Source organism: Nocardia sp. NBC_01730 (assembly GCF_035920445.1).
In the GTDB taxonomy this organism is placed as follows: domain Bacteria; phylum Actinomycetota; class Actinomycetes; order Mycobacteriales; family Mycobacteriaceae; genus Nocardia.
The window spans coordinates 3,673,323-3,696,211 of record NZ_CP109162.1; the positions used below are offsets into that span (position 1 = coordinate 3,673,323).

At 65.9% G+C, this 22,889-nt stretch carries 26 protein-coding genes and 1 pseudogene; 10 read left to right on the plus strand and 17 right to left on the minus strand.

Annotation, left to right across the window (positions count from 1 at the left end; all coding sequences use genetic code 11):
* Nucleotides 1-2: 2 nt before the first annotated feature.
* The 4 genes from OHB12_RS14600 to OHB12_RS14615 all read right to left on the minus strand — a co-directional run bounded on the left by OHB12_RS14600 (nucleotide 3) and on the right by OHB12_RS14615 (nucleotide 4,515).
* A complete protein-coding gene (locus OHB12_RS14600) occupies nucleotides 3-2,189 on the minus strand; it encodes an ATP-binding protein (RefSeq protein ID WP_327119839.1) in 2,187 nt (728 codons plus the stop codon).
* Nucleotides 2,186-2,602, minus strand: a complete 417-nt coding sequence (locus OHB12_RS14605) for a hypothetical protein (RefSeq protein WP_327119841.1) — start codon at nucleotides 2,600-2,602, stop codon at nucleotides 2,186-2,188. The genes OHB12_RS14600 and OHB12_RS14605 overlap by 4 nt, the downstream gene beginning before the upstream one ends.
* Before the next feature lie 513 nt (nucleotides 2,603-3,115).
* Entirely contained in the window at nucleotides 3,116-4,030 is a 915-nt protein-coding gene (locus OHB12_RS14610) for a D-alanyl-D-alanine carboxypeptidase family protein (RefSeq protein WP_327119843.1), read from the minus strand.
* Nucleotides 4,031-4,284: 254 nt separating this feature from the next.
* On the minus strand, nucleotides 4,285-4,515 hold the full coding sequence (locus tag OHB12_RS14615; RefSeq protein WP_327119845.1) for a DUF6400 family protein: 231 nt from the start codon (nucleotides 4,513-4,515) through the stop codon (nucleotides 4,285-4,287).
* Between the two features lie 448 nt (nucleotides 4,516-4,963).
* On the opposite strand from OHB12_RS14615, the pseudogene OHB12_RS14620 reads away from it, so the two are divergent.
* Nucleotides 4,964-5,494: pseudogene (locus OHB12_RS14620) on the plus strand (alpha/beta hydrolase); the annotation flags it as partial.
* A gap of 119 nt (nucleotides 5,495-5,613) precedes the next feature.
* Here the strand turns inward: OHB12_RS14620 and OHB12_RS14625 are convergent.
* Complete coding sequence (locus OHB12_RS14625; protein WP_327119847.1) at nucleotides 5,614-6,246, minus strand: glyoxalase; 633 nt, start codon at nucleotides 6,244-6,246, stop codon at nucleotides 5,614-5,616.
* Nucleotides 6,247-6,270: 24 nt separating this feature from the next.
* Here OHB12_RS14625 and OHB12_RS14630 point away from each other — a divergent pair, with 24 nt between their 5' ends.
* A complete protein-coding gene (locus tag OHB12_RS14630; RefSeq protein ID WP_327119849.1) occupies nucleotides 6,271-6,807 on the plus strand; it encodes an NAD(P)-dependent oxidoreductase in 537 nt (178 codons plus the stop codon).
* Here OHB12_RS14630 and OHB12_RS14635 read toward each other — a convergent pair.
* The 5 genes from OHB12_RS14635 to OHB12_RS14655 form a co-directional block, all read right to left on the minus strand.
* Nucleotides 6,781-7,347, minus strand: coding sequence for a hypothetical protein (locus OHB12_RS14635; RefSeq protein WP_327119851.1), 567 nt, complete (start codon nucleotides 7,345-7,347; stop codon nucleotides 6,781-6,783). The genes OHB12_RS14630 and OHB12_RS14635 overlap by 27 nt on opposite strands.
* A gap of 99 nt (nucleotides 7,348-7,446) precedes the next feature.
* Nucleotides 7,447-8,115 (minus strand): alpha/beta hydrolase, encoded by a 669-nt coding sequence (locus tag OHB12_RS14640; protein WP_327119853.1) that lies wholly within the window; start codon nucleotides 8,113-8,115, stop codon nucleotides 7,447-7,449.
* 26 nt (nucleotides 8,116-8,141) lie between these two features.
* Nucleotides 8,142-8,504: a TetR-like C-terminal domain-containing protein gene (locus OHB12_RS14645; RefSeq protein WP_327121122.1), complete on the minus strand. Its 363-nt coding sequence runs from the start codon at nucleotides 8,502-8,504 to the stop codon at nucleotides 8,142-8,144.
* Between the two features lie 119 nt (nucleotides 8,505-8,623).
* Nucleotides 8,624-9,244, minus strand: a complete 621-nt coding sequence (locus OHB12_RS14650) for a LysE family translocator (protein WP_327119855.1) — start codon at nucleotides 9,242-9,244, stop codon at nucleotides 8,624-8,626.
* A 93-nt stretch (nucleotides 9,245-9,337) separates the two neighbouring features.
* Nucleotides 9,338-9,730 carry a nitroreductase family deazaflavin-dependent oxidoreductase gene (locus OHB12_RS14655; RefSeq protein WP_327119857.1) on the minus strand — a complete coding sequence of 131 codons (393 nt, stop codon included), beginning with the start codon at nucleotides 9,728-9,730 and terminating at the stop codon, nucleotides 9,338-9,340.
* Between the two features lie 86 nt (nucleotides 9,731-9,816).
* Here OHB12_RS14655 and OHB12_RS14660 point away from each other — a divergent pair, with 86 nt between their 5' ends.
* The 5 genes from OHB12_RS14660 (at nucleotide 9,817) to OHB12_RS14680 (ending at nucleotide 13,795) form a co-directional block, all read left to right on the plus strand.
* Nucleotides 9,817-10,413, plus strand: a complete 597-nt coding sequence (locus OHB12_RS14660; RefSeq protein ID WP_327119859.1) for a TetR/AcrR family transcriptional regulator — start codon at nucleotides 9,817-9,819, stop codon at nucleotides 10,411-10,413.
* 181 nt (nucleotides 10,414-10,594) lie between these two features.
* Nucleotides 10,595-12,124 (plus strand): amino acid permease, encoded by a 1,530-nt coding sequence (locus OHB12_RS14665; RefSeq protein ID WP_327119861.1) that lies wholly within the window; start codon nucleotides 10,595-10,597, stop codon nucleotides 12,122-12,124.
* Between the two features lie 354 nt (nucleotides 12,125-12,478).
* Nucleotides 12,479-12,688, plus strand: coding sequence for a TOBE domain-containing protein (locus OHB12_RS14670; protein WP_327119863.1), 210 nt, complete (start codon nucleotides 12,479-12,481; stop codon nucleotides 12,686-12,688).
* Between the two features lie 145 nt (nucleotides 12,689-12,833).
* The gene (locus OHB12_RS14675; RefSeq protein ID WP_327119865.1) at nucleotides 12,834-13,190 is read left to right on the plus strand and encodes a hypothetical protein; all 357 of its coding nucleotides are present in this window, start codon (nucleotides 12,834-12,836) and stop codon (nucleotides 13,188-13,190) included.
* A 164-nt stretch (nucleotides 13,191-13,354) separates the two neighbouring features.
* A complete protein-coding gene (locus tag OHB12_RS14680) occupies nucleotides 13,355-13,795 on the plus strand; it encodes a hypothetical protein (RefSeq protein ID WP_327119867.1) in 441 nt (146 codons plus the stop codon).
* 116 nt (nucleotides 13,796-13,911) lie between these two features.
* On the opposite strand, the gene OHB12_RS14685 is transcribed toward OHB12_RS14680, so the two are convergent.
* Both OHB12_RS14685 and msrA read right to left on the minus strand, forming a co-directional pair.
* Complete coding sequence (locus tag OHB12_RS14685) at nucleotides 13,912-14,187, minus strand: YggT family protein (RefSeq protein ID WP_327119869.1); 276 nt, start codon at nucleotides 14,185-14,187, stop codon at nucleotides 13,912-13,914.
* Nucleotides 14,188-14,431: 244 nt separating this feature from the next.
* Nucleotides 14,432-14,947: a peptide-methionine (S)-S-oxide reductase MsrA gene (msrA, locus tag OHB12_RS14690; protein ID WP_327119871.1), complete on the minus strand. Its 516-nt coding sequence runs from the start codon at nucleotides 14,945-14,947 to the stop codon at nucleotides 14,432-14,434.
* A 258-nt stretch (nucleotides 14,948-15,205) separates the two neighbouring features.
* Here msrA and OHB12_RS14695 point away from each other — a divergent pair, with 258 nt between their 5' ends.
* Nucleotides 15,206-16,618 (plus strand): glycosyltransferase 87 family protein, encoded by a 1,413-nt coding sequence (locus OHB12_RS14695; protein WP_327119873.1) that lies wholly within the window; start codon nucleotides 15,206-15,208, stop codon nucleotides 16,616-16,618.
* Here OHB12_RS14695 and OHB12_RS14700 read toward each other — a convergent pair.
* From OHB12_RS14700 to OHB12_RS14710, 3 genes are all read right to left on the minus strand, one after another.
* Entirely contained in the window at nucleotides 16,555-17,211 is a 657-nt protein-coding gene (locus OHB12_RS14700; protein ID WP_327119875.1) for a hypothetical protein, read from the minus strand. The two genes, OHB12_RS14695 and OHB12_RS14700, sit on opposite strands and share 64 nt — an antisense overlap.
* Before the next feature lie 110 nt (nucleotides 17,212-17,321).
* Nucleotides 17,322-17,750, minus strand: a complete 429-nt coding sequence (locus tag OHB12_RS14705; RefSeq protein ID WP_327119877.1) for a hypothetical protein — start codon at nucleotides 17,748-17,750, stop codon at nucleotides 17,322-17,324.
* A gap of 155 nt (nucleotides 17,751-17,905) precedes the next feature.
* Nucleotides 17,906-18,586 (minus strand): hypothetical protein, encoded by a 681-nt coding sequence (locus tag OHB12_RS14710; RefSeq protein WP_327119879.1) that lies wholly within the window; start codon nucleotides 18,584-18,586, stop codon nucleotides 17,906-17,908.
* A gap of 171 nt (nucleotides 18,587-18,757) precedes the next feature.
* Here OHB12_RS14710 and OHB12_RS14715 point away from each other — a divergent pair, with 171 nt between their 5' ends.
* Together OHB12_RS14715 and OHB12_RS14720 are read left to right on the plus strand one after the other, a co-directional pair.
* Entirely contained in the window at nucleotides 18,758-19,096 is a 339-nt protein-coding gene (locus OHB12_RS14715; protein WP_327119881.1) for an MmcQ/YjbR family DNA-binding protein, read from the plus strand.
* A 130-nt stretch (nucleotides 19,097-19,226) separates the two neighbouring features.
* Nucleotides 19,227-20,018 carry an alpha/beta fold hydrolase gene (locus OHB12_RS14720; protein ID WP_327119883.1) on the plus strand — a complete coding sequence of 264 codons (792 nt, stop codon included), beginning with the start codon at nucleotides 19,227-19,229 and terminating at the stop codon, nucleotides 20,016-20,018.
* A 127-nt stretch (nucleotides 20,019-20,145) separates the two neighbouring features.
* On the opposite strand, the gene OHB12_RS14725 is transcribed toward OHB12_RS14720, so the two are convergent.
* Nucleotides 20,146-21,933, minus strand: coding sequence for a penicillin-binding transpeptidase domain-containing protein (locus OHB12_RS14725; RefSeq protein WP_327119885.1), 1,788 nt, complete (start codon nucleotides 21,931-21,933; stop codon nucleotides 20,146-20,148).
* 83 nt (nucleotides 21,934-22,016) lie between these two features.
* Complete coding sequence (locus OHB12_RS14730) at nucleotides 22,017-22,880, minus strand: GNAT family N-acetyltransferase (RefSeq protein ID WP_327119887.1); 864 nt, start codon at nucleotides 22,878-22,880, stop codon at nucleotides 22,017-22,019.
* Between the last annotated feature and the right edge of the window lie 9 nt (nucleotides 22,881-22,889).

A 22,889-nucleotide genomic window follows, 5' to 3' on the forward strand; every position in this document is an offset into this window, starting at 1 on the left:
GATCACCGAACGCCTTCGATGAGGTTGTCGATTTCTTGTTGGACGCGATCCGCGTCGGTCGGACGGTGCTTGTCCTTGTATATCGATAGGGCCTCGGACCAAGCTTCTCGAGCCTGGTCGGAGTGGCCCGTCGCGGCGTGGATCTGACCGATACGGTCGAGGGTGTCCGCTTGGTAATACGTGCTGTTGAGAACACGGAACAGCGCGAGAGCAGCCTGATAGAAGTCGAGAGCGCCATCGAGCCGACCGGTGCGCTGAGCCACATACCCCAGGCTGACCAGTGTATTTGCCTCACCCACGCGGTACTCCTGCTGGCGGCACAGGTGAAGCGCCGCCGCACAGTGGACTTGTGCCTGCTCGAAGTCGCCGATCCGGGACTCGAACCAACCCATCGCGTTGAGCATCGCGGCTTCCCGAGCCCGCAGGTCCAGAGCTTGATACAGCCGTAGCGCGCTTGCGGCGTGCTCCAGCGCACGCCGGTCGTCGCCCTGCCGTCCGCACGCCCAGGTGAGAATGCGGTGGGCATGGGCCTGCGCGGAAAGGTCGGCGGCATCCTCGGCCACCCTCAAGGCATGGCCCAACTGGCGAAGCGCTTCGTTGTGGTTGCCCAGATTGAGGTGAGCGTCGCCGAGAAGCCGGTGCGCCAATGAGATCACCGCAGGGGCCCCGAATTCGCGTGCAGAGATCAGCCCGGCCTCCCAGGTCGAGCGCCATTCGTGCAGATGTCCTCGCCGGTAGTGAAAGGTGTCGAGAGACCAGGCCAACTGCCACACCACGGCGTGCCAGCCCAGCTCGGCCGCGATCTGCTGCCCAGCCAGCAGATTGGCGTGCTCGGCTTCGAGCCAGGCGTCCGCTGCCGTCTGGTGAGGCAAGGGAAGCGGATGGCAATCAGGGCCGGACGCGTCGATCTCGATCGGGTGACGGTGCGGATCCAGGAGACGCTCGGCGGTGTGGGCGGTGTGCAGGAAGAAGTCCATCAACCGCCGGAGCGCTGCGTGCCGACTGCTTTCGGGCAGGTGATGCCGGGCTTGTTCGGTCGCATACAGCCGGAGTAGATCGTGGAAACGGTAGCGACCGAGCACCGGCTGAGACACAAGGTGAGCGGTTTCCAGCTCACGCAGCAGTGCCCGAGCATCGGTCACGGGCAATCCCGCCAGCTCGGCCGCCGCTGGAAGGCTGATGTCCGGTCCCGGGGCAAGACTCAGCAGCCCGAACAGCCCGGCGATGTCACGAGGCAGCGCCCGGTATGAACACGAGAACACCGCCCGCAGGTTCAACGGGATCTCCCCGGCATTCAAACCGTCGAGCCGCGCTTTCTGATCACGCAATTCCTCGGCCAGCGCAGCTAAAGGAAAAAGCGCGTGAGTGGTAGCGCGGGCGGCCACGATACTGAGCGCCAACGGTAATCCCGCACAGTACTTCAGCAACTCGGCCACGGCGTCCGGCTCGGCGGCTACCCGGTCGGCACCCAGGTGATCAGCCAGCAGTTGACGTGACTCGGCCTCGGACAGCACCGCCAGATCCACCGACCAAGCCCCGTGGACTGTGACCAGCCCGGGCAGATGGTTGCGACTGGTCACGACCACCGTACATGCCTGGCCCCCTGGCAGCAGCGGGGCAATCTGTGGGGTGTCACGGGCATTGTCCAACACAATCAGCATCCGCCGGTCCGCTACCAGGCTGCGATACAGTCCGACCTGAGCGTCCAGGTCGACCGGCAATGTGGCCGGGTCTTCACCAAGAGCATGCAGAAAGCCCCGCACAGCCTCACCGACCGACATCGGCTCACCGGTCGGAGCGAATCCCCGCAGATCGACGAACAACTGCCCGTCGGGGAACCACTCCAGATGCTCATGTGCCCAGTGCACTGATAGCCAGGTCTTCCCGATCCCGCCGACACCGCCTATCGCCGAGACCACCACGGTTGCACCCGATTCCGCGGCAGTGTCCAGCATGTCCGTCAGTACACCCAGCTCCACCTCACGTCCAGCGAACCGCCGTGGCGCCGGCGGAAGCTGTCTTGGCACGACACGCTCGACGTTGCCGACGGTGATGAACTGATTGTGTTGATCGCCGAGGGCTTGAAACACCCTGCCGTGACCGGATACCAGCGCTTCTTGCGTTGCCTGTCGAGTCGGATTCTCGTTGTGGTCACCAGGCGGATTCGCTTCGAGGTCAGGAACACTCATGTGCCGCTGTTGTATTGGTCTCCGCCGGCCTGGAACACCCGCCCGTGGCCGGACACGGTCGCGGTCTGCACGATGTGCTGCACCCGAACCTGCTCGGCGGCCGAGAGTGCCGGGGTCCACTGCTCGTCCAACACGCTGCGCAGTTCCGGCTCGAGACCGGGATCGGCGGCCACCAGTCGACCCAATCTGCGTTGCCAGTCCCTGGCCAGCTCGCGCTCGATGTCCGCGTTGCCCGCGGCACGAGCCTCCAGAACCTCCCCCCGAACTTCCTCCAACTCTGCCTCGATGGCCGGCGCACGCTCCGGATGGACTCGCCGCCACAGCGCAACCGCTCCGGCGCGAACCTCCCTCCACCCGTCGGTCGCCATCGCCGTCACCAGCGTCGTACCTGCCGCCAACAGAAGTGGGTCCACAGTTCTCTCCGGTGCCCGACGATCCGAACGATGTGCTAGCCAGTCTATCCCGCCGTATCTGACCGACACTGTGAAATCGGCTGCCGCCACATCGCAATGAGCTTGTTGCGCAAGAACGTTGCGCAAGAACGTCGCCGGCGAGCCGAACCGCCGTGCGTCCAGCAAGCACGTCGGCCGCCAGCTGTCCTACCTGGAGTTCGGTGGCGCCGGACGCCCGCTACCGGCCCTGCGCGGTCACAGGGCCCGATGGTGGGTGCGGTCGACCGTGATTGGTGAAGATCCTTCACCAATCGGACCAGCGGAGGGAGCGGAACCTCCAAATTGTCGCCGACCTCGATTCCCGCTGGAAGACGAAAGCGTCGGACAAGCGGCCGCACACCATGCGCCCACGCGATGAACGCAACCGTCGCCTTCGGCGGGGCATCAACCGAACTGCTTGACACGAAACGACTTACACCGATGAGCAGCCGTTCAAACGGTTCCGTCCCGCAGCATCACGAGCCGCATCCGGCGCTAGCTGATCGCCAACGCGCTGAGGATCGGGTCGTAGGCCCAGTTCAGCATGCGCTCGGCGTCGTCCTTTGCGGCGACGTCGCTGTCGAGTGAGCTGTGCAGGACCACACCGATCAGCGGTATTCCTGCCCTGATGGTCTCGAACAGCAGGCAGGTTCCCGCAGCGTCGGTGTATCCGGTTTTGATGCCGATAGTGCCGGGATAGTCGTGCAGCATCCTGTTCGTGGTCTGCCAGAGATGATCGCGGTTGCCCGGGCCGGCGGGCAGGTGATAGCTCTGCGACCTGACGATGTCGCGGAACACCGGCAGGCTCATCGCGCGCAGGCCGAGGGCCACCAGGTCCGCCGGTGTGGAGTAGGTGGAGTGGTCGGTGGGGGCGGGCAGCCCGCTGGGGTCGGTGAAATATGTTCCCGCCAGGCCCATTTGACGCGCGGTGTCATTCATTTTGGCGATGAAGCCGTCTTGGCCGGGCCCGTAGGCCTCGGCAAGGGTATAGGCGGCGTCGCAGCCGGACGGCAGCATCATCGCGTATAGGAGCTGTCGTGCGGTGAGCACCTCGCCGGGGACCAAGCCTGCGTTGCTTCCGTCGTACTTGGTGCCGTAGGCGATGATTTCTTGCGGCACGGTAATAGTCCGGTCGAGGTCGCCGGCGTTGATCACGACCAGTGCCGTCATCACCTTCGTGATGCTGGCTATCGGGACCGGAGTGTTCGGCCGTCGCGACCACAGCACCGTGCCGGTGATTCCGTCTGCCAGCGCTGCTCCCGACGCCTGCACTGCGTCCGGCTCGGCAGTCAGCCAGGGCAACTGAATATGGATGTCGCTCGCGGCGGGGGCGGCCGTGACGCCATGACCGGCCGCCACGACCAGTGCCCCGACGACGGCAGACTGCAACAATCGGGCAAATGTTCGCATGGCGACATTCTGTCGTGCGACCCCGCCGACCAGTGGGATTTCACCGACCGGGTTACCGCGAAGCTCCGGCGACAGCATGCCATCGGCTGATCCAGGATGCTCCGAGCCCGACGCTGCTGGCGCGCGACCGCTCGCCCAGCGGCATTACTGCGCATCCGCTGCCCACGAAACTCAGCCGAGCCGGAGCAGCCAGGTCACGACTCGCCGGAGGCAACACGCCGAACACCAGTCATGGTCCGTGCTCGGCGGTGAGATCAGTCGGCAATATGGCGCGTCGCCCGATCCGGCAGGATCCCGGCCCGGACGAGGTCCCCGTAGATCCGCTGCTGCTCATCGTCGAGATTCGAGTACAGCATGTCGTACGCCAGATCTTCCTCGGCGAGCACCGCGACCGGATCCCAGTCGTCACCGAGCGCCGCCACGACGGCGCTGCGCCGTCGTGCCTCGTCCAGCGTGAGGTCGTAAGCAAAATTGTGGTCGGCCATTCGGGCATCTCCAACCAGGTTCTTTCCGATAACGAATTGATCACGATGCCCAACCATGCCTTCTTGTGCAATGACGTGCGTCACGTTCCACGGTTGGACTTCGTCACATTCGATGCCCGCCGTACGACATCAGCGGCCGGTGACGAGCGCACGATAATCGGCTATGTGCGGGTGTCGAGTTGCCACGTCGCCGATTCCACGCGAAATGCCGCCGAACGCGCGCCCAGCGGCAGATGAGCGCATCGGCCCGTCAGTTGATCGGCGGAAAAATGGTTGGGCGGGACGATGTTCGGGCTGTTAGCGTGCGGGAAGCCGTGACATCGCGCGAGGAGGTGAGACCCATGAACGCTGTATCCATGTGGGTGCTCCCCTCGTGTTCACGGTCGGGCGGTTGACGTAGGTGTCGCCGGGAGCGCCTGAACAACAAGGCAATCCCGAAAGGCAACACTATGGCGACCGACCACGAAACACGCAGGACCAACAGTGGGTCGCCGCTCTCCTGCGGGCTCGGGCGGCAGGCGAGCCGATCGCCCCGATCGTCGTCGACTACAACACCTCACTGGCCGAGCGTGCCGTGCCGGAATGGCAGGCAACCCTGGACGCCCTCCAGGCACTGCCCGAGGTCGGGACGGAAGCGCCGGTCGGGTACGGCGGCATGACGTTGGGCACCGCGATCGGGCTGCTGTTGGCGGCGATCGAACCCCGGATCACCGCCGCGGCCTTCGGTGGGGTCTTGGTGTTCGAGGCCCTGACCGAGGCGGCGAGACGGATCACCATCCCGATCGAGTTCCTGCTCCCGTGGGACGACGAGGAAATCGACCGCCGAACCGGTCTCGCGTTGTTCGACGCCTGCGCCTCGAAGGAAAAGACGTTGCACGCCTACCCGGGCAGGCATAACCAGGTGCCTCGGTTCGAGGTCGACAACTCGGCCCGGTTCTTCGCCCGGCATCTCGGCGGGGTCGGCACGTCACCGGCCTGACGTGACAGGTATCGGCGTCCAGCTTCGAGCCGGTCGCCGATACCGCTGTCGCGCAAGTAGGTGCCGGGCTTCGACGGGCCGCCGGCTTCGATACTCGATGGACGAACAGACCGACCGGCTCAGACCGGGGCGACCTCCCACGCGAACCCGTCCGGGTCGGCAAAGGGCCCGATACCGCCGCCGATGACGATCCGGTGCGACCCGGTCCCCTCCGGTGGGACGCCTGCGTCCTTGGCGGCGGCACGGCGCCCGTAGAGCGCCAGCTTGACCGAAGACGGTGGGGTGTCGAACTCGACGTACTTGCTGCCGAAGCTCTTCGCCACGGCCAGGCCGCGGTCGACGTAGTACTGCTTGGTCGCCTTGACGTTGTCGACCCCGAGGAGCACCACGAAATCGTCGACATCCCTGGTGGCTGGGCCGGTGTCCTTCTTCGACGACGTCGCGACCTTCCAGATCGCACCGTCCGGAGCCTGGACGACGCCGCCATAGCCCCAGAAGCTCTTCTTGGCAGGCTTCAGCGTCGTCGCGCCCGCGTCGGCAGCGGTGCCGATGAGGCTGTCGACGGTGCTCGGCTGAGACACCACGAGCGACAGTATGAAGCCACGAAAGCCGGTCGTCGGCGCCTCCGAGGCGCGGACGCGCACCTTGTCGCCGAGGCCGAACGCGGCGGCGTAGAAGGCCGCGGCGGCCGCGGTGTCGGACACCTCGAGGATGACGGACTCGATAGTGGTCTGATCAGTGCTGATGTTCATGGCAGTAACGCTAAGCGCTGCTCGGTGACCGGCGCTTCTCGATTCCTGATCAGTCTGCTCGCCCATAGCCAACTCCTGTCTGGTTGCTCTCGACTGTGCCGCACACACCAGACGCCGGCTCGGCCCGGTTGCGACACCCGCGATCGGTGCCGCACGTCACGTGGCCGGCCTGTCACAGGGGCGCGGTCGCCGGCCAATGGCCCCACCGGCCGCCTGCTCACCGGCCAGGCACTCGCCGCCGGACATCAGGTCGCCGCGCTCACCCGGCAGCCGGACTCATTTCCGCTGCACCATGATCGGCTCGAGGTAATCGGAACCGACGTGCTCGATCCGGTGGCCGTCGATGCCGCCGTGGCCGGGCGGGATGCGGTGCTGTCGACGCTCGGGGTGCCCGCTGGAAAAGAACCGATCAGCGCCTATTCGCGTGGTGCGGCCAATTTTGTCACCGCGATGCAACGGCACGGGTGCGTCGGCTCGCCGTGGTCAGCTCGAGCGAGGTCGACCCGCACCCGTACTCCGACGGCGGGCTTCTGTTCAACCGAGTATTACTGCCATACGTAACGCGGGTGCTGGGCAAGACGCTGTACGACGGCATGCGGCCGATGGAAACGCGCCGATGACCTGCAGGATCACCACGGCGGCGAAACTCCCCAGGTGAGGGCGCAGCAACCCTGTCACGCTCTGTCCCGCCGCCGAATCGGCATCCGATGATGGTGGGGACTGCTCCCTCGACTCGGCAACGTCGATGGTGGTCATCGCTCTCCTGTCTTCGTCGGTCTCGTCGTGAACCGGCGCTCCAGCAGGTGCGCCGCCGATGAATCCGCCGCCGTGGAAGGCCACGATCAGCGGCATCGCCGAACCTCCCCGCTCGGGCTGGTACACGCGGACGTCCAGCCGACGCCCCGGGAGATCGAGTGCGTGTGTGGTGATCCGTGCACCACGATCGGGCCTGCCGGTGGCGAGCCCGCCGAGCACGGACCGGCGCTTGCGGTTCTGTGCTTCGCGTAGTTCGGCGACCTGATCAGGGGTGATCGAATCCCAGTCCGGCTCGGTCGAGAGTGCGGCCAGGATTTGAACTCGTAATGGAACTTTGCCTCGCATGATGCGCCCTCCGGGCTGTTCGTGATGCTCTCGTCGGCCGCTGTCTTCCATAGCCTGCACCTGAATATTTCGATAATTCGAACTGCTCCGGGTGACGAGCTACGTTGTCCACGAGCCGCATTCGACCAGGGCGCGGCGCAAGACCGCGGCGAGTTCGGCGTTCTGCCGCTGGGACACGTCCGCGGACAGGATCGCCTGCGATCCGTGGAACGTTCCCGGCCACTGATGCAATTCGACCGGCACTCCCGCCTGCAGCAACCGCAGCCCGTAGTCGATGCCTTCGTCACGGTTCGGGCAGAACTCCGCGCAGGCGATGTAGGCGGGTGGCAGGCCGGACAGATCGGTGGCCCGCGCCGCGGCGGCGTACGGCGTGGCGGGCGTAGAGCCCAGATAGTGCCCCCACATCTGGGCGACTTTGCCGCGAGTCAAGAAGGGCGTATCGGTGTAATGCCTTGCCGACCATGCCTGCTGGCGGTCATCGAGGCCGGGCTGGTGCAGCAATTGGAAGCGGATCGGCGGCCCCTGCTCGTCACGCGCCCGCAACGCCACCGCGGCCGCGAGCCCCGCGCCGGAGCTGTGGCCTCCGATCGCGATCCGCGCCGGGTCGATGCCGAGCTCGTCCGCATGCTCGGCCGCCCAAGTCAGCACCGCGTAGATGTCGTCATGCGCGGCGGGGAACGGATGTTCGGGGGCCAGGCGGTAGCCGACCGAGATCACCAACTCACCGGTGACACGCTTGATCCCGAGTTCGGCGGCGATCTGCTGCACGGTGGGACTCGGCGCCGCGCCGAAGATCAGCTCGGTGTGGCGCCGCGTTGCCGGACCAGCGGCAGATACACCTCGTCGACTATCTCGACAAGGACGTCGTCGGGGGCGGTCGGGACGCCACGCACCACGAATTCGTTGCGCAACAGGACGATTGCGACGGTGGCGACTCGTGGGTGGAGCGCTTCTGGCGCGGCTTCACCGCGCGCGACGGCGCGTCCCAAGATGGTCAGCCAGGTGGCGGCTGTGGCGTCGGGTGACTGTTCCGGCAGCTGGGCCAAGAGTTCGGCGGCGCCACCGGCTGCCGCAAGGAGCTCCCGCAGAATTGCGCCGAGGGAGGAGCTCCAGTGACGGTTGGCCCCCCGTAGCAGTTCGAGGACGTCGTCGCGCAGGTTGCCGGTGTCGGGGGGCCCGGACTGTCGTGGTCAGCTGGCGGTAGGCGGCGATGCGTTTCAGGCCGACCTCATCGAGCGGCTTTGCCGGACAACCGATCAGCGGCATAGCGCGTATGTCAGGGCTGGGAGGCCGCGACTTTCACACCGAACCCGATCAGGACGACCCCGGTCACCCGGTCCATGGCCCGGCGTACGGCGAGCCTTTCGAAGAAGGCACGGGCCTTGGCCAGCAGCATCACATAGCCGCCCAGCCATCCGAGGGTGAGCACCGCGTGCATGAGAACCAGCAACATCATCCCGAGGTGCGGAGACAGGCCCGACGGCGCGAGAGTCGGCAGCAGGCCGGTATAGAAGACAGCGATCTTCGGGTTGAACAGGTTGCTGACCAACCCGGTCCGCCACGGGTTGCCCACTGGAGACGGAACGGCGGCCGCCACGGCTACCGAGTGAGCGCGGCGACTGTGGAGCAGCGCTTGGGCGCCGAGGAACACCAGATAGGCAGCTCCTGCCAGTTTGACGACGGTGTAGACCATTGCGGAGGCTGCCACAATCGCGGCCAGTCCTACGACGGTGAGCAGGCCCCACATCAGCAACCCGATAGTGATACCGCCGACCGTCCGCAAGCCATCTTGCCAGCTGGATCCGACGGCCCGTTTCGTCACGACGGCCATGTCCGGACCAGGCACCATGGTCAACACGGCGAGCACGCCGGAGGCGGCGAGAAACTGAAGCAGCACGGAACAAGCCTCCCATCCGCTCAGCACGCGCGGTTCACGTACCTGCTCGAGTTCGTCGGGGGAATGGGCGTGCCCATGCCATCTCGCCCGCACTCAACATAATTCACGGACCACCTCGACGCTGAGAAAGTCCGGCGCCTTGATCACCGTGCGAAGCATGAACCGGATGAATGGCGGCATGTCGCTGGCGCTCTCGTCGCGATACACACGAGGGGTATCGACCTCATAGCACCGCCGCCTGGCCTCGAGCCGGCAACCACCGGCGGCGAGAACATTCCGCACCCAATCCGACTCGGGACCGTACGTCAGCGCGATCACGTACCCGCCTTCGCGCCGGAATGCCCACAGCGGTGTTCGGAAGATCCGACCGGACTTACGTCCACGGTGTATCACAACCGCCCATCCCGGTGCCCAGGGAGCAATGAACTTCGTGATCCGGTTGAGCCCAACCCGGTTGGCGTTAGCGATCCATCGTGGAGCCGGCATCGGGGAACTCCTCACTTGTTGAATTTCTGCTTCCAGAGTAGCGCGGCGGGAAGCAGGAAATCAACGGTTGTAGAATTTCTGGCATCATGCCTCCGATTGGACGACGGCCGGGGAAGACCGACACCCGGGAAGCGCTGCTGGCGACGGCGCGCCACAGATTCGCCGAAGCCGGCTACGACAAGACGACCGTGCGCGAGATCGCCGCCGCTTCCGGCGTCGATCCCGCGCTGATCAGGCACTATTTCGGCAGCAAGGCCGACCTGTTTCGCGCCACCATGGGATGGCCGTTCGAGCCAGCGGAAATCGCAGCTCGGATCACCGATGGCGACCCGAGCGGGACAGGCGAGCGGCTGACACGGGTGTTCTTCGAAGCATGGGACCGACCGGAATCACGCGCCCCGCTGCTGGCAATCCTGCGCGGCGCCGCAACCCATGAGGAGTCCGCCGACCTGGTCCGGCAATTCATCCAGGGACAGGTGTACGACCAGATCGCGGCAGGACTACCCGGCTCGGACGCGGAATTGCGGACCGACCTGGCAATGGCCCAACTGCTGGGCATCGCTTACCTTCGCTACATCCTGCGGGTGGAGCCCATCGCCTCGGAGCAACTGGACGAGTTGATAGCGCGAGTCGCCCCGGTGATCAAAACCCATCTGGAACACCCGATCCCCCACTACGGCTGATTTCACCCGAACGCCCGTTCAGTGACAACCGGGCACGTCCGCATCGGTCGAATTCGCCGTGCGCCAAGCCGTTTCGCCCCGACACCGACCCTAAGCATCGCTCCACCGCTATTGAACGTGCCGTTGAATGACGGTACATTACACGTTGATATGGTCGCCATCACGTGAGTGGGTCTTCGCTATGACAACAGTTCGACCTCCATCCGAGGCGACAGTGGATGTACCGCATGCCGACGATGCGGGCTACCACAAGTCGCTGCGCCCGCGTCAGCTGCAGATGATCGCGATCGGCGGCGCCATCGGCACCGGACTGTTTCTCGGCTCGGGCGGTCGGCTGGTCAGCGCCGGCCCCGGATTATTCCTGGTGTACGCCATCTGCGGCGTGTTCGTGTTCTTCATCCTGCGGGCGCTGGGCGAGCTGGTACTGCATCGCCCCTCCTCCGGATCGTTCGTCTCGTATGCCCGCGAGTTCTACGGCGAGAAGCTGGCTTTCGCGGTCGGGTGGATGTCCTTCTTCCAGTGGAGCATGACCGGGATCGTGGACATCACCGCCATCGCCACCTATGTCCATTTCTGGGGCGCCTTCGAAGCGGTTCCGCAGTGGCTGATCGCGCTCGTGGCGCTGGCCCTGGTGGTCAGCGTCAACCTGGTATCGGTGCGCTGGTTCGGCGAGGTGGAGTTCTGGGCGGCGCTGATCAAGGTCGTCACACTGGCCACCTTCCTGATCGTCGGCACGATCTTCCTGGCCGGCCGGTCCACCATCAAAGGGGAGCACACCGGCGTGAGTGTGATCGCCGACCACGGCGGGTTGTTGCCGACCGGCTTGCTACCGCTGGTAACTGTCACAACGGGTGTCGTATTCGCTTATGCCGCAGTGGAATTGGTAGGAACGGCGGCTGGTGAGGCGGAGAATCCGGAAAAGATCATGCCGCGGGCCATCAATTCGGTCATCGCCCGCATTGCGCTGTTCTATGTCGGTTCACTGGTGCTACTCGGACTGCTGTTGCCCTACACGGCTTTCAAGGCCGGTGAGAGTCCCTTCGTCACCTTCTTCTCGAAACTCGGTGTCGAAGGCGCCGGTTCGATCATGAACCTGGTGGTGCTGACGGCGGCCTTCTCCAGCTTGAACGCCGGCCTGTATTCGACCGGCCGGATCCTGCGCTCGATGTCGATGAACGGCAGTGCGCCGTCGGTGACGTCGCGCATGTCCAAGGGTGGTGTGCCCTATGTCGGCATTCTCGCGACCGGCGCGATCGCGCTGATCGGCGTCGGGCTCAACGTGATGGTGCCGGAAAAGGTCTTCGAGATCGTGCTGAACATGTCGGCGCTGGGCACCATCTCGACCTGGTCGGCGATCGTGGTCTGCCAACTGCAGTTGTGGCGCTGGTCGCGCAGCGGCAGGATAGAACGTCCGAAGTTCCGGTTGATCGGTGCGCCCTACACGAGCGTGGCGACGCTGCTGTTCCTGGCGGCGGTGGTCGCGCTGATGGCCTTCAGTGACGACGAAGTGCAGCGCGTTTCGGTCATCGCCACGGTGGTGGTCATGGTTCCGTTGCTGGTCGGCGGCTGGTTCCTGGCCCGCAAACGGGTGGCGGCCATCGTGCAGGAGCGCGACGGCATCACGGGTCAGTTCCCGGTCCTGGCCGAACGGCCGGCGAGCACGCGCGACGGCGGCGACTCGGTCGTGATTCTCGACGAACCCGACAAGTAGGCGAAAGTCGCCTGGACCAACGGTCCGTGGCCAGTTTCGATCGCGCGCCGAAACCACCTCTCCGGATCAAGAATGGGCTGCCGGTTCCAGTGCAGCACAGTCGATGTGGCCCACGGCAACATCCTCCGGTGCGTCGGCCGCAGATCGTGCGCCTGATCGGAATCGGTGCGGCAGGATCGACAGCCCGGTACGGATCACGACTCGCGGTCGCGGATCCGACCTGCCGACAGCGGCTCGCGAGGTCGACTGCTCAGGCAGAGCCTGATCATCGTTCGCACGGCCGAGTATCGACAACTCGCCGACCCGTCTCAGGGATACCGAGCGATCGCAGCGGTCGAGCGTACCGTCGGCACCATGCGCCTGAGCACCCGCAACCAGCTCGACGGAACCGTTGTCTCGGTAACCCGCGGTGAGGCCATGGCCGTGGTCCGTGTCCGGCTCACCGGCGGCGACGAGGTCACGTCGGGGATCACCCGCGACGCCGCCGACGACCTCGGCCTCACCAAAGGCACGGTCGTCAAAGTCCTGATCAAATCCACCGAGGTCACCCTCGGAGTCGAATAACCTCACTCGCGGAGGATCCGCCTGCCTTTCGGGCCACGTGCGCGGGCGGCGCCGCTAGCCGACCAAGCCTGCCGAGCCCGGCATGTACGTATCGGCGGATGCGTGCGTTTGCCGCGGTCGTCCATTTCAGTGTCAGGATGGCGCGATGAGCACCGCGGCAGGTCCGGTCAGGGAGGAAACGGTGGAGCTGTTCATGGACTATGGACAGTTCTGTATCGACGGCGGTTTGGGAGATCCGGATGAGGACACCGATCTCCTCGACCATGCGCTGGCGGCGCATCCCTTTACCTCGAATGGTCTGGCCATGGTGGTGCTCAGCCCACACCAGAACAACTTCGAAATGCAGATGACGGTGCAGGTGTGGGATTCCCGGCCGCCGTGGGATCGGGACGAGTGGCAGCAGGTGTGCGAGGCGCGGCTGCACGTCGGCCCGGAGGGGATGCTGTATCTGTCCTCGCCCATCGACGGTGCGGCGGGGTGTCCGGTTCCTGAGGGCGAGTAGACGAGGACGGTCCCCGTCACCTGCACATTTCCGAGTTTCGGGCGCAGGCCGCCGCGGCCGAGCGACAGCGCTGGGGCGGAGATCCGATACCTGAACTGCGGGATTGTTCCGGCGCCGAGGAGCTGTCCGGCTACGACCGTGCCCTCGCTCAGGCGATCGCCGCGATGGGCGAGCAAGATCTGCGGCGTTTGGCGCTCTGGTCCGCGGCCCAGGCCTGCGAAATGGCCGCGATTGCCGAAAGGCCCTGGGTACAAGCCGCTTTGACGGCCATGCAGGAAGGGCGACCGCTACCACCCCCCTTCGACGACATGGAAGCCGCCCTCGCCCGTCTGCACGACGAGGACTTCGGACCAGTGGACGAGGGCGGAACCGAGCTTGTCGCCTCCATCGGACGAGCCGATCCGCGCGAATCGGCGCCGAATCCCTTCGACCTGGGGCCCATCCACCGGCCGTCATTCGCCCTGCCCACGATCGCCGACGCAGCCGAACCCGATGCCAGGGATGCCGCGATGACGACTCTGTATGCGACGGCCATGGTCTTCGGCCGGGAAGTCGATGTTCTCCTGGCAGCGGTCCGAACCGAATTCGGTCTCCCGCCTCGGTGATCAACCGACCCGGGCACTGGCCGGTTCGGGGCGACGAGTGCGAGCACTCCGTGAATCCACGATCAGCGGAATGTGTGGACGTCCCGAGCCGGCGCTGTCGGCGCGTGCGGCTGTGACTACAGGCTGAAAGCGATCGAGCGCAGGATCAGCGCAACGACGAACACCGCGGTGAACGCGAGATCGATCGAAAGCCCGCCTGCTCGCACCGGCCGCAGCACCCGCCGCACCGGCCCGATCACCGGCTCGGTGCAGGCATGAATCAACGGACGGGCCCGGCTCACCCACCGGGGGGCCGTGGCCAGCACCTCCACCCAATCCAGCACAAGCCGGGCGATCAGCAGCAATACGAACGCCGTCAAGATGTACCCGAGCAGGGTTCCGATCAGGCTCATGACGAACTCCTTGGTGATGGTCGCGCTGGACTTCTTATCAGTATCAACGCGGCCGACCAGACCGAAAGTGTCGCTTTCGTCTGGTTCTCAGCCGACTATCAGGTCGGGCCGCCCCGGTGAGGCCGACGGTATGCCCGGATTCACACGCCAGCTCAGCTGAGCGTGAGTGCCGCACCCGTTCTATTCGAACGTCCTCGGCGGGCACCCTCCAGCGAGCGGCACAAACCGACGAACCAGCCGGGGCCTACTGCGCGGCGGTCTGCCGCTTCGGCAGCTTCCACCCCGGCCGCGGAAAGTGGCAGGTGTAGCCGTCGGGGTAGCGCCGCAGGTAGTCCTGGTGCTCGCGCTCGGCCTCCCAGAACTCGCTCGCCGGGGTCACCTCGGTGACCACCTTGCCGGGCCAGAGACCCGAGTCCTCGACATCGACGATGGTGGCCAGCGCGACACGCTTCTGGTCGTCATCGAGATAGAAGATCGCCGAACGGTAGCTGGTACCGATGTCGTTGCCCTGACGGTCCTTCGTCGTCGGATCGTGGATCTGGAAGAAGAACTCCAACAGCGCCCGGTAGTCCGTCCCCGCTGGGTCGTAGACGATCTCCACGGCCTCCGCATGGCCCGGGTGATTGCGATACGTCGGGTGGTCGTTGCGCCCGCCGGTGTAGCCGACCCGTGTCGACAGCACCCCCGGCTGCTTGCGAATCAAGTCCTGCATGCCCCAGAAGCATCCGCCGGCCAGAATCGCCCTCTGTTTGTCGGTCACGCCTCCTCCTTCGTGAAGATTGCCCTCTCATGTCGGCCCCCTGTACAACCCGCGCTCCGGCCTGAAAAATCCCCACCCGGCCAGGCGTCACACTTCGGTCACCAATCGCTCAGGCCGGCCCCGCGATATAGCGACTGAGCGGATATTCGACGCCGCTATGGACCTGACAAATCGGTGCTCGCTGTCCTCGTTGGATATTTTGCGGCCGGTGCCACTAGCGTGAGGACGCGAATCTGGAACCGATCGCTGGGAGTGAGCGTGTCGTTGTCGACGATCGCGAAAGTGATAGTGCCGTACTCGGCACGGACTGCGCCAGTGCAGCGCACTATTCCAACCGTCGCATTCTGGACGATCTTCGTACTTGGCACGGCTGCCGGTGGGTACTACGTCAAGCAGGTCCTCGACATGCCGCAGATGATGATGCACCTCAGTGATCTCAGCGTGTATCAGATCGCCGGGAACCGTGTGGCCGACGGCATTTCCGTCTATGACACCCCGCTGCTGGGCTACACACGCGGCGTATGGGAATTCGTATACACGCCGTTCGCCGCGCTATTGTTCGTGCCGCTGGGTGAACTCCAGGGCGTTCTGTACACTTTCGTGGGCGCGTTCGGCAATTTCGCGATGCTGACCGCGTCGGTCTGGGCGGCATTGACGATCCTCGGCTACCGGCGTGACATGCGTTTGGCGCTGGCGGGCCTGTCGATCGCCGGAGTGCTGCTGTGGTGCGAACCGGTGCGGCAGACCATGGCTTTCGGGCAGATCAATATCCTCCTGCTGCTGCTCGTGCTGGCAGACATGGCGCTCCCCGACTCCTCGCGATGGAAGGGCGTGCTGACCGGGATCGCCGCCGGAATCAAACTGACCCCCGCCTTCTTCGTAATCTACCTTCTTGTCAGCGGTCGGTACCGGGCCGCCGCGTCGGCGATCGATGCGTTCGCCGCGACTGTACTTATCGGCTTCCTGGCTATGCGCAAGGATTCGCTGACATTCTGGAGCGGCGCGTTCGCGGACCCCACTCGTGTCGGCGTTCCGGAGAACCCGTCGAACGAGTCACTGCGGGGCATGGTCGCCCGGACCGTCGGCGTTGACGGCAGTCGCCAATTGCTCTGGCTGGCAGGCGCGGTCGCCATCGCTACGGCCTGCCTGTTCCTCGCGCGACGGCTGTCACTGACCGGACACGAACTACCGGCGGTGGTGCTGTGCGGACTCACCACCACCGCGGTGTCCCCGTACAGCTGGGTGCATCACTGGGTCTGGCTCGCGCCCCTGCTGATCTACCTGACCGACCTGGCATTGCGCCGCCGCGGTGTCGTCGCGGGGATCGGACTGACGGCGGCGGTCGTGGTCACATCGGGTGGCGTGCTGGCGTTCTTCGGCCGCACGGTAGGCACCATCCTCGACTATGGCTCGCACGGCAACCTCGAAGTGTTCTACCGCAACGCCTACATCTGGCTGACGCTCGCGCTGTTCGGGGCCGCCGCCGTGTACCTGCGGCGCTCCGCAGAACGAACACCGGCCACCTTCGCGCTCCCGATCCCGAGCACCGGCATCAGCGTGCGTGGTCTCTCAGCGGCCATGACCGGCCGCTCGGCCGAGCGCTCGGATCAACGTTCTGTCAACGGAACCCGGAAGTGCCAGGGACCGTTGTCGACGAAGAATCCGCGCTGAGGTCTGAACAGGTCCTGCCAGAGCAGCTTGTCGGCACGGATCCACAATTCCGTAGTGCCGGGATCCACAGCAGGAGCACAGTGCAGCGAGCCTTCTTGCCGGTTGACCCCGCCACCGAGCATCGATGGGCAGGAGTACTGTCCGCCCAGGTCGTCGACGATGACGAAACCCGATTCGAGGTGCAGCATCCGGCCGTGCGGCGCGTCGGGGTTGTCGTAATCCGGGGTCGACCCGCCCGGGACATACTCAGGGTGTTCCGGCTCCAGCTCGATGCGAGTCTGCACGCGGAACCCATCGGTGAACAGCTCCACCGAGAAGACTGTCACCGCAACATGATCCACGACGGCACGGTGGCCGACCGCAATGACCCGCAGCAGGTGGTCGAACTCGGGGAACACCGGCGGCTCCGGCGGCTGGTCCTGGTCTACCCGGAGCACCTGGGTCGCTGTCATCGTCGAAGCTGCCCGGCTGCGGCTGAGCGCGATCTCCGGGACGTCACCGGCGCAGGTCGCGCAGTACCACTCGTCGGGATCCAGACCTCCGACGAAGTTGCCTGTGTCGATACCGCACCGGGAGCACTGCAGGTCGGACATGACCGAGAGCGTATCGAAACACCGTCAGGTATCACTGCGACTTCGGGAAGCGCGACAAGCGCGGTGCGGCCGCCGAGAACTGGACGCAGAACCGAGTTCGTGCCGAGATGTCATCCAGCGTGAGAATGGGGCCGCTCGATCGTGTTCCGAGCCCGTGCCCACACCTCCTCCACCTCGAACTGGGCGGCCTGCCATGAGTCGGCGGCGACACCGACACGCCCGCGCCACTTCCGCATGATGTCCGTGTGCACCGGCCATCGCACGAAATGCCGCATGTCCTTCTCGGTTTCCCACACCGAAATCGAGCCGCCGCGCAACTCCGAGGGCCGACCCCACAGCCACAGGCCGACGGCGCCGTGCATCACCGGCCAGGTCCGGCCCAGCTCCATCCCGGTCTTGTAGATGAGCTGAACGTCCTCATCGGAGCCTGCCAGGAAGTCCGTCACGCTGACGAACACCGATCCGGACAATCCTTGACGGGGACCGGCTTGCCACGGCATGAGCACAGTGCCCTCCGAAAACGGCTGGGCGCCGGTCATGGCTTCACTCGCCCGGTCGAAGAGACTCGGCCGGATGGAAATATAGTAAGCATAAGTAGATAGTACACATGCGCATATTTTTTATCCGACCAGCCCTTCAAGCCAGCCGATCCTCGGCACAGCACGCGGTAGCTTCGACCAGACAGCAGCGGTACTCAAGCCTCGTCACGCCAGTACCGCAGCGGACTGGACGGCTCGACTTCCTCGACATCGAGTGACCTGTCGGCCCGCAATGCCTCGATGAGTTCCGGACTGCCGGCGATACCGGTCCAGGGCAGGTCGATCTCGGTCGCTACAAACCACATCCGGTCCGCGGGCCACATGAGGTTCGGGCTGTTGATCGTTCGTGGCCACCCCGGAACCAGATCGGTAGCTCCCCACTGCCCAGCCTCGCTGAGCGGTCCACGAAACAGCAGGTAGTCCCGCGCCGGAACCTGCAGTCGAGGCCCAGCCAGCACCTCCGGCGAAAAGGCCGGTGCGACAATGGGCGCGAACTCGGGATCGGCGGAGTCGTCCCCGCTGAACGCCACGGCCGCCGACGAGCTGCCGTAGATGTCGCCGAAACCGTCCCACAGGCCGAAATAACAATCATCCGGCGTGCCGGTATGCCCGGCGAGGATGTTCGACAGTCGCTGAAGCACCTCAGGGTCGAGGTTTCCTTCGCGGTCTTCTACCGGATCGGGATCGGAGGGATCCTCGTCGGGTCCGGCGGGATGAAACAGCCGGGCGTACCGCGCGAACCCGCTGGGTCCCAGTGCGCAAAGCTCGGTCCAAGGGTAACGACGGTTGATGAACCAGCGAGCCTTCGAGACGTCCAGCTCGTATCGCAGCGCCATGTTCTCAATCTAGCCAGCCGAGCAACACGATTCCCGACTACTACGACCGGAAGCCACTCCCGCGGTCCGTGCCGCGCTTGCGTGCTGGGACCGGCGTGGCGGTGGCCGGCCTTTGCCGACGACAGGCAGACCTTCTGCGTTCCGAGATGGGGGCCTGGAAGGATTCGGTGCATGAGTGCCACTGGGGACGATGTCCGCGCCTTTGCCTTGTCGTTGCCGGAGACATCTGAGGAGTTCACTTGGGGAATGCCGACTTTCCGTGTCGCGCGCAGGCTGTTTCTCACCCTCCCGGAAGCCGAGACCTCGATGGCGGTCCGTTGCCCCATAGTCGACCGCGACGAACTGGTTGTCGCCGAACCGAGCAAGTTCTGGATCGCCGCCCACGAAGCCAACAACGCGTGGGTCCGAGTGCGCCTCGCTGCTCTCGACGACCGAAACGAACTGCAAGCCATCGTTCTCGATTCATGGCGGCAGGCCGCACCCCGGCACCTACTCGACGATGCCAGGTGACAAGGCTGCCGCTTGTTACCGAACCTGGCTGCACATCCACCACTGCCAGGCGCACTCATTTCGGCATGTGCGCATACCCGAAACGACGACAGACTGCTGCAGGTGATGCCGGTCTGAAAGACTATCGCCCATGCGAAAAACGTTGAAAGTCAACGACGGCCAACTAGTGAGCTACATCGACCACGGCGGCACCGGGCCCGCGGTACTACTCCTGCACAGCTACCTGATGGACGCAGAAATGTTCGCCCCGCAGGTGGAGTCGCTCGGCGAAACGTTCCGGCTGATCGCGATGGACGAGCGCGGCCACGGCGGCACCCCGGCCGACCGCCCGTTCACCTACTGGGACGTGGCCCGCGACGCGCTCGGCCTGCTCGACGAGCTCGGGGTGGCCCGGTGCGCCGTGATTGGCACGAGTCAGGGCGGGTTCATCGCCAAGCGGATGGCACTGCTGGCGCCCGACCGCGTGACCGCGCTCGCGCTGCTGGGCACCTCGGGCACCGCGGAGGATCCGGAGGTGGCCGCCGGCTACCGGCAGGTGGTCGCCGCCTGGCGGGAACACGGTCCGACCCAGGAACTGCTCGACCTCACCGCCACGATCTGCCTGGGCCAGTACGACCCGACCGCGTGGCAGGCCAAGTGGCGGAGGCTGTCCGGAGACCACATCGACCGCGTGCTCACCCCACTGGTCGAGCGGGACGGCGTGCTCGACCGCGCGCCGGAGATCCACTGCCCGGCCCTGGTCCTGCACGGCTCGGCCGACGCCGCCTACCCCGTCGACCGGGCCCACGAGCTGGCCGAGGCCCTGCCGAACGCCGAACCGCCGGTGATCATCGACGGCGGCGCGCACTTCCTGAGCCTCACCGACGCAGGCGCCGTCAACCCACACCTGCGAGCATTCCTCGGCAAGTCAAGGCTCGCATAACGTCGGGTGCTCGGCGACGTCCATCCTCGTCATCCGCACACCGACGCGAGTGAAATGGTGGTTGCGAGCGGGCCCGTGCAACGCGCATCAGGAGTGGCAGGAAGATCGGCCCTGGAACTGGACCGGGTCAGTACCCCGCGGGCAGCGCCGCGATCATGTCCCGCGTGACCGCGACGGCATTGTCGGAACTGCCGCCTTCGACCAGCAGCGTCGCGAACGCGATGTCACCGCGGTAGCCGACGAACCACGAATGCGACCCGCCCTCGACCTCGGCCTCGCCGGTCTTGCCGTACACCTCGCCCTGATCGGCGATTCGCTCGGCCGTGCCACCGGTGACCACCAGGCGCATCATCGCGCGCAGCCTGTCGACCACCTCGGGGGCCAGGGCCGGGCGGTCACCGTCGATCTCGGTGGGACGCCCCGCGATCAGGTAGGGCACCGGCGCCGAGCCGTGCGCGACGGTCGCCGCCATCAGCGCCATCCCGAATGGGCTGACCACTACCTTGCCTTGGCCGATGCCGTCCTCGGTCCGCTGGATCAGGCCGTCGGCAGCTGGGACCGAGCCGGACACCGTCGGCAGCCCGACGACCGAATAGCGAGGCCCCACCCCCAGTTTCGCGGCGGTGTCGTGCAGCGCAGACCCGGGAAGCTCGCTGGCGAGCTTGGCGAACGAGGTGTTGCAGGAGCGTTCGTAGGCTCTGGCCATCGGCACGTCGCCGACCGTGAACAGGTTGTAGTTGGGAATCGTCCGCTCGCCGATGATGATCCGGCTCGGGCACGGCAGCACCGTGTCCGGGGTGGCGAGGCCGTTCGATATCGCGGCGGCGGCGGTCACCGTCTTGAACACCGAACCGGGCGGATACTGGCCGATCGTCGCGATCGGGCCGTCCCGGTCGGCGGCCCTATTCTGCGCGACCGCCAGAATCGCGCCGGTGGACGGGCGAAGCACCACCATCATGGTCTGCTCGGTGTGCGGTTCCACGGCGCGCTGCGCGGCGTTCTGCACGTTGCGGTCGATACTCAGCGAGAATGACGGCGCGGGTTGGGCGGGCACCTCGGTGAGCACATCGGTGTCGACGCCGTTGGCGTTCACCGTGACCACGCTCCACCCTGCCTTGCCGTCCACCTCCGCGATCACCGTCTTACGCACCTGGGCGAGCAGGTCGGGTGCGAAATCGCGGTCGGTGGCGACCAGGTCCCACTGCTGGGTCAGCGTGACGCCGGGCAGCCCGATGAGATCCTTACCCACCTGGCCGGATTCGTTCTCGTTGAGCAGCGCGACGGTGTAGGCGCCGGTGCCTGCCTTTGCCGCGGCGAGGATCGATCCGGGCGTCAGCGACTTGTCGAAGCGGTTCAGCGCCGCGGCCAAGGAGGTGGCCACCGCGGCGGCGTCAGTGGCGTCCGCCGCGGTGAAGGCGACCCGGGACACTTTGCCGGGAACCAGTACGTCGCTGCCGGACTGCTCGTTGACCCTGGCACGGGGCGCCGGGGTGGACCGCAACGCCAAGGTTTGGGTGGCGCCGAGTTTGGGATGGATATCGGAGGAGGTCCAGCGGACCATCCAGCGTCCGTCGTTGCGGCCCATCTGCAACTGCCCGGTGTATTTCCAGGTTCGGTTCTTGGGCAGCCGCCACTCGTAGGTGTAGTCGACGGTGGCGGTGTCGCCGCTCACGCGCGCCGAGCCGGTGTGCGCGGTGAGTTGTTCGGCCTGTAGCTTGTCCCACGCGGAACGCAGTGCGCCACTTGCCTTTTCCGGCAGATTGGTGAACTCGGCAGCAGCGTCCACATCGTGCCCGGCGAACGCCGAGACGAATGCGTCGGCGGCGGGGACAGGCCCTTGCGACTCGCTCGCGCAACCGGCCGCGGCGACCGCAAGCGCCACGACAGTGAGCGAGACGAACATCCGAGTCGACATCGGCACCGATGGTAATAGCCACTGCCGGGCGAATGTCTGCGGCACTCCGGAATTCGGACGGGCGAACGTCACCCCGGCCACGCTCAGTCGACCAGGATGGTGGCGAAGGTCGCGATCTGCCGGAAACCGACCCGGCTGTAGGCGCGGCGGGCGATCTCGTTGTAGTCGTTCACGTATAGGCTCGCGGTGCGGCCGGAGGCGACCACCGCGTTCGCGATCGACGCGGTGCCCGCGGTGCCGCAGCCCTTCCCGCGATACTCCGGATGCACCCAGACCCCTTGGATCTGGCCGGTGCTCCGGGACAGCGAGCCGACTTCGGCCTTGAAGACCACTTCACCGTCCTCGAAACGCGCCCACGCTCGGCCGGATTCGATCAGGCTCTGAATCCGCCGACGGTAGCCGCGGCCGCCGTCGCCCGCTCTGGGATCGACACCGACCTCCTCGATGAACATCGCGATCGCGGCCGAGAGGTAGCGGTCGAGTTCGTCGGGACGCACCCGGCGGACCTCCGAATCGGGCGTGACCAGAGGCTGTTGCGCGAGGGCGAGCAGCGGCTGTTCCCCGCGCAGCTCGCGTTCCGGACCCCAGCGGTCGGCCAGCATCTCCCACAGCGGCAGTGCCAGCTCCCTGCGGCCCACCACCGAGGAACATATCCGGGGCCAGCGGATCGCCCGGTCGGCGAACGCACGCAACGCGTCCCGGTCGCCGAGCAGCGGCACCAGGTTCGCACCCGAGAAGCACAGCGATTCCGAGGGACCGCCTCGGCTCCACAGTTCGGTCTGGCCACAACGGGTGTCCAGGCCGAACTCCTGTAGCCGGGCGGCGACCATGCACGAGGCCACCGGATCGGCATCCAGCACACGTAGCACCTGTGCCAGGTCCCGATTCGCGAGCAGGCGCGCAGGCGCGTATTTGGCCCGTCGCGCCGGCTCCAGCAGACTCCGCACGATGACAGC